The sequence below is a fragment of the Rhodococcus sp. NPDC057014 genome (assembly GCF_042673295.1).
Classification (GTDB): domain Bacteria; phylum Actinomycetota; class Actinomycetes; order Mycobacteriales; family Mycobacteriaceae; genus Rhodococcus_F.
On record NZ_JBHUSF010000458.1, the window covers coordinates 1 to 5,292 of the forward strand.

A 5,292-nucleotide genomic window follows, 5' to 3' on the forward strand; every position below is an offset into this window, starting at 1 on the left:
GGGCGCCGAGTGCGTCGATGCGTTTGATCGCGTCGGCGACGATGCCGTCGATGAGGTCCTTGCACGTGGGCAGGTCGTCGAGCAGCCCGACGACCTGACCGGAGGCGAGGACGCCGGCGTGGGTGTTGCCGTCGACGAGCCCGGCCTTGAGCAGCATCGGGGTGTTGGCGGCCATGATGATCTGCTGCCAGGTGCGGTCGCCGGACTTCTTCATGGCGAGGCCGTCCTTGACGAGCGTCGACCATTTCATCCCGGTCATGGCCTTGAATTTCGACGCGTTGAGGGCGGCGGCGACCAGTCCGCGGACGTTGCCGGAGTGTTCGAGGCTGTCGACGAGTTCGGTGTTGAGGACCCGGTGGGGCATGCCGTCGACCTTGCGGGAGACGGTGGTGTCCTGCAGTCCGCGGGCGAGGTATTCCTGTTTGACGGAGTCGGGGACCGTCGATTCCTGGGTGAGCAGGAAGCGGGTGCCCATCGCGATGCCGGCGGCTCCGTAGGCGAGGGCGGCGGCGAGCCCGCGGCCGTCGTAGAAGCCGCCCGCGGCGACGACGGGGATGTCGACGGCGTCGAGCACCGACGGCAGCAGCAGGGTGGTGGCCACCGGTCCGGTGTGACCGCCGCCCTCGCCGCCCTGCACGATCACCGCGTCGGCTCCCCAGGACGCCACCTTCTTGGCGTGCTTGGCTGCGCCGATCGACGGAATGACCACCACCCCGGCGGCTTTCAGCTTCGCGATCAGTTCCTGCTTGGGGGCCAGCGCGAACGACGCGACGCGCACGTTCTCCCGGATGAGCAGGTCGATGCGTTGCGGGGCGTCGGTGGCGTCGGCGCGGATGTTGACCCCGAACGGCTTGTCGGTGAGGGTCTTCGTCTTCGTGATCGCGGCGGCGAGTTCGTCATAGGTCATCGTGGCCGACGCGAGGATACCGAGACCGCCGGCGTTGGCGGTGCCGGCGACGAGTCGTGGTCCGGCGACCCAGCCCATTCCGGTCTGCACGATCGGGTGCTGGACACCGACCAGGTCGGTCAGTGCGGTGCGGAGCGTGCTCATACCGACACCTCCCGGTCGCGCAGGCTGCGGGGGTCGAGGACCTCGCGGATCAGCCGCAGTTCTTCCTCGGACGGGTCCCGGGTGACGGGTGCGTCGTGGAGGTCGGCGACCTCGAACGAGGTGTTCTCGGCGACCTGGTCGGCGGTGACGCCGGGGTGCAGCGACAGCGCCCGGAACGTGTGTCCGGGTCCGCCGAAGTCGAACACCCCGAGGTTGGTCACGACCCGGTGCAGGTGGTGGAACCGGTAGGCCGGATTGTCGGGGTCGATCCGGTCGTAGCCGACGCCGGAGACGATGTCGACCTGGTCGCAGAACACCCGCGACGTGTGCTTGCCCACCCAGTAGCTGGTGGGGTGGTTGATCGTGTTGCCGGGCGCGCCGCGGACGCCGAACATCTGCCGGGTCGGCTGCTGCAGCGGGCCGAACGCCGACAGGTTCTGGTTGCCGTGCCGGTCGATCTGGTTGGCGCCCATCACCACGTGGCGGCGACCGGACGCGACGACGTCGAACACCTTCCGGAACGGCATCCAGCCCTCGACCGGTGCCTTCGCGCCGACGGCGGGGGTGTCGGCGAAGATCAGTGCTTCGCCGTCGGTGATGAGCAGGTCGGGTTCGGTGGTCAGTCGCGCGAGCCGGGCGCCGATCAACGGCAGCGTTGCCATCGGGCTGGCCATGATCTCGCCTGCGCCGGAGAAGATCTCGGCGCACGCGATCGCGCAGTACTCGGCGCGGGTGACGTCGGTGGTGGTCTCGGTCATGCCTGGGACTCCTCTGCAAATCGCTTCACGGCCGCCTGGTAGTCGTCCTCGCTGCCGGACAGGTAGGTGTCGACGAACTGCTGCCATCCCTCGGGGGTCTTCGCCGATTCGGCGTAGTGGCGCTGGAACTTCTCGTCGCGGCCATAGCTGTCGCCGGCGAGGGTGAAGTGGGCGCCGTTCGGTGCCTCGACGACGCCGTCGACCATCATGCGGTTGAGGATCAGGTTCTGCAGCGGAACGGTTTTCACCAGTTCCTCGGTCTCCACCACGCGTTCGACGGAGACGAACCGCTTCTCGGCGGCCGCGCAGTACAGGTCGTCGAAATAGGGGTCGACCCCCGTGTAGGCGGCGTTGCCGTGCTTGTCGCCCAGGTTCAGATGCACTAGTGCCGCATCGAGATTCAGGGCCGGCATCGCGATCAGTGTCTCCGATCGGCCGGACACGTCGGGGTAGGGGGAGGTGACGGTGCGCAGTTCGTCGCCCCAGAAGTTCCGGACGTCGGAGCCGAGTCCAGCGCGGATCGGCAGGAACGGCAGTCGGGCGGCGGCGGCCTCGAGTCCGCACTTCACCATGCCCTCGTCCATTTCGCGGACCGCGATCTCACCGCCGGTGCGCGCCTTCGCGAACCACGGGTCGTAGAACGGGGCCGAATCGAGGGACACGAACCCGTAGTACGCCTTCTTCACCTTGCCCGCCGAGCAGAGCAACCCCAGGTCGGGGCCGCCGTACGTGACGACGGTGAGGTCGGTGACGTCCGAGCGCAGCAGCGCCCGGACCAGCGCCATCGGCTTACGGCGCGAACCCCAGCCGCCGAGGCCGATGGTCATTCCGCTGCGCAGTTCCCCGACCGCGTCGTCGAGCGACATCCTCTTGTCGCGCTTGCTCGCCATCGATGTCAGCCTTTCCTGTTGTTCGAGTTGGAGCGGGGCTTGCCGGTTTCGACGAACTCGTCGCGGTGCTCGTCAGCGACGCCCGCCAGGTTGAGTTCGAAGGTGTAGCCCTGCTCGAGGCGGTAACTGGTCTTCACGTCGACGGGGTCGATGCCGTTGATCGCCTCCTTGGCGCAGCGGATGACCCGGGTGTCCTTGGCCGCGATCTTGGCGGCGATGTCGCGGGCGGTGTCGTCGAGTTTCTCGCGTGGCACCACCTCGTACACCGACCCGAAGTGCTGGAGTTGCTGGGCGGTGACGTTCTGCGCCGTGTAGTACAGGGTGCGCATCATGTGCTGGGGGACGAGCCGGGCGAGGTGGGTGGCGGCGCCGAGCGCCCCGCGGTCGACCTCGGGCAGTCCGAAGACGGCGTCGTCCGATGCCACGATCACGTCGGCGTTGCCGACCAGGCCGATGCCGCCGCCGACGCAGAACCCGTTGACCGCGACCACCACGGGCACGGCGCAGTCGTAGACGGCGGCGAACGCGGCCGCGCAGCCCCGGTTGGCGTCGACCAGCGCGCCGTACCCCTCGGTGGCCTGCATTTCCTTGATGTCGACGCCGGCGTTGAATCCGCGTCCCTCGGCTCGCAGGATCACCACGTGGGTGTCCGGGTTCCGGCCCGCGTCGAGCACGGCGTCTGCCAGCTCGAACCAGCCCCGGGAGGGGATGGCATTCACGGGCGGGTAGTCGACGGTGACCGTGGTGATGCCCCCCGGATCTGTCTCGCTCCGAATTCCCACTGTTTTCTCCTCGTCAGATCCGCACTTCACGCACCAAGCAATTGCTTGGTAGGGTAGCACGATGGAAACAGGTTCCAACATGACCGGAAGCGTCGTGCTCGTGACCGGCGGAGTTCGCGGGGTGGGCGCGGGCATCAGCCGCACCTTCCTGCGGGCGGGGGCGACGGTGGTCGCCTGCGCTCGCCGGCCGGGCGACGACCCCGTGGCGGTGGACGGACGCGCCGCCGAATTCCTGCCGTGCGACATCCGCGACCCGGAGCAGGTACAGGGTCTCGTCGACCGGATCGTCGAGCGCCACGGCCGCCTCGACGTCCTGGTCAACAATGCCGGCGGGGCGCCGTTCGCCCTCGCGGCGGACGCGAGCCCGAAGTTCCACTCGAAGATCGTCGAGCTGAACCTCCTTGCCCCGCTGCTCGTCTCGCAGGTCGCGAACGCTCAGATGCAGACCCAGGATTCGGGTGGCGTGATCGTCAACATCTCCAGTGTCAGCGGGTCGCGGCCCTCGCCGGGCACCGCGGCGTACGGGGCGGCGAAGGCCGGCGTCGACAGCCTGACCACCAGCCTGGCGGTCGAGTGGGCGCCGAAGGTGCGGGTCAACTCGGTGGTCGTCGGCCTGGTTCGCACCGAACTCGCGCACCTGCACTACGGGGACGAGGCGGGAATCGCGGCCGTCGGGAACACGGTCCCGCTGGGCCGGATGGCCTGCCCCGAGGATGTCGGCAACTGCGCGGTATTCCTGGCTTCACCGTTGGCGGCGTACGTCAGCGGTTCGACACTGACCGTCCACGGCGGCGGGGAACGACCCGCCTTCCTGGCGGCAGCAACAGTATCTACAGAGGAGAAGGCATGAGTGGAGTGGTCGACGGTCGCGTCGTCATCGTGACGGGCGCCGGGCGCGGAATCGGACGCGCCCACGCGCTGGCGTTCGCCGCCGAGGGGGCGAAGGTCGTGGTCAACGACATCGGGGCCGGACTCGACGGTTCCGCGACCGGGGAGAGTCCCGCCGAGCAGGTGGTCGCGGAGATCGTGGCCGCAGGCGGCGAGGCCGTCGTCAACGGCGACGACGTCGCGGACTGGGCTGGGGCCGAGAACCTGATCCGGACGGCGATCGACACGTACGGGCGGCTCGACGTGCTGGTGAACAACGCCGGATTCCTGCGCGACCGCATGCTCGTCGGGATGAGCGAGCAGGAGTGGGACGCCGTCGTACGGGTGCATCTCAAGGGGCATTTCGCGACGCTGCGGCACGCCGCCGCGTACTGGCGGGCCGAGGCGAAGGCGGGCAATCCGGTCGACGCCCGAGTCGTCAACACCAGTTCCGGTGCCGGACTGCAGGGCTCGATCGGGCAGGGCAACTACGCCGCCGCGAAGGCGGGGATCGCGGAGCTGACCATTCAGGCGGCCGCGGAGTTGAAGAACTACGGCGTCACCGTCAACGCGATCGCGCCCGCCGCCCGTACCCGGATGACGGTGGGCGCCGGCGGTGCGATGGCCGAGGCGATGGCCGCCCCCGAGGAGGGCTTCGACGCGATGGCGCCGGAGAACATCTCCCCGCTCGTCGTGTGGCTCGGGAGTGTGGAGTCGAAGGATGTGAGCGGTCGCGTGTTCGAGGTCGAGGGAGGCAAGATCACCGTCGCCGAGGGCTGGCGGCACGGCCCGGCCCAGGACAAGGGTGCGCGCTGGGAGCCGAAGGAGATCGGGCCCGTCGTCGCGGACCTGCTCGCGAAGGCGGAGGACCCGGTCCCGGTCTACGGCGCCTGAGCAGGTGAGTGGCGATGTGTGCCGGGGGACGCATTGCCACTCACCTGGGG

6 protein-coding genes are annotated in these 5,292 nt (G+C 69.0%); 2 read left to right on the forward strand and 4 right to left on the reverse strand.

The genetic code is table 11. The annotated features are described in order from the left end of the window. From ipdC to echA20, 4 genes are all read right to left on the reverse strand, one after another. Positions 1–1,051 (reverse strand): (3aS,4S,5R,7aS)-5-hydroxy-7a-methyl-1-oxo-octahydro-1H-indene-4-carboxyl-CoA dehydrogenase (gene ipdC / locus ACFTZB_RS42665; protein WP_378441541.1); only part of this gene is annotated, 1,051 nt, incomplete at its 3' end. Next, positions 1,048–1,809 (reverse strand): cholesterol ring-cleaving hydrolase subunit IpdB, encoded by a 762-nt coding sequence (ipdB, locus tag ACFTZB_RS42670; RefSeq protein WP_378441543.1) that lies wholly within the window; start codon positions 1,807–1,809, stop codon positions 1,048–1,050. The genes ipdC and ipdB, both read right to left, overlap by 4 nt. Then, entirely contained in the window at positions 1,806–2,699 is an 894-nt protein-coding gene (gene ipdA / locus ACFTZB_RS42675) for a cholesterol ring-cleaving hydrolase subunit IpdA (RefSeq protein ID WP_378441545.1), read from the reverse strand. Before ipdA ends, ipdB begins: the two co-directional genes overlap by 4 nt. A gap of 5 nt (positions 2,700–2,704) precedes the next feature. Continuing rightward, complete coding sequence (gene echA20, locus ACFTZB_RS42680) at positions 2,705–3,481, reverse strand: (7aS)-7a-methyl-1,5-dioxo-2,3,5,6,7,7a-hexahydro-1H-indene-carboxyl-CoA hydrolase (RefSeq protein WP_072938840.1); 777 nt, start codon at positions 3,479–3,481, stop codon at positions 2,705–2,707. A 61-nt stretch (positions 3,482–3,542) separates the two neighbouring features. Between echA20 and ACFTZB_RS42685 the strand changes: the two genes are divergently transcribed. Both ACFTZB_RS42685 and ACFTZB_RS42690 read left to right on the forward strand, forming a co-directional pair. Then, the gene (locus ACFTZB_RS42685) at positions 3,543–4,331 is read left to right on the forward strand and encodes an SDR family oxidoreductase (RefSeq protein WP_378441548.1); all 789 of its coding nucleotides are present in this window, start codon (positions 3,543–3,545) and stop codon (positions 4,329–4,331) included. Next, positions 4,328–5,242, forward strand: a complete 915-nt coding sequence (locus ACFTZB_RS42690; RefSeq protein WP_378441550.1) for an SDR family oxidoreductase — start codon at positions 4,328–4,330, stop codon at positions 5,240–5,242. Before ACFTZB_RS42685 ends, ACFTZB_RS42690 begins: the two co-directional genes overlap by 4 nt. The last annotated feature ends 50 nt before the right edge of the window (positions 5,243–5,292 follow it).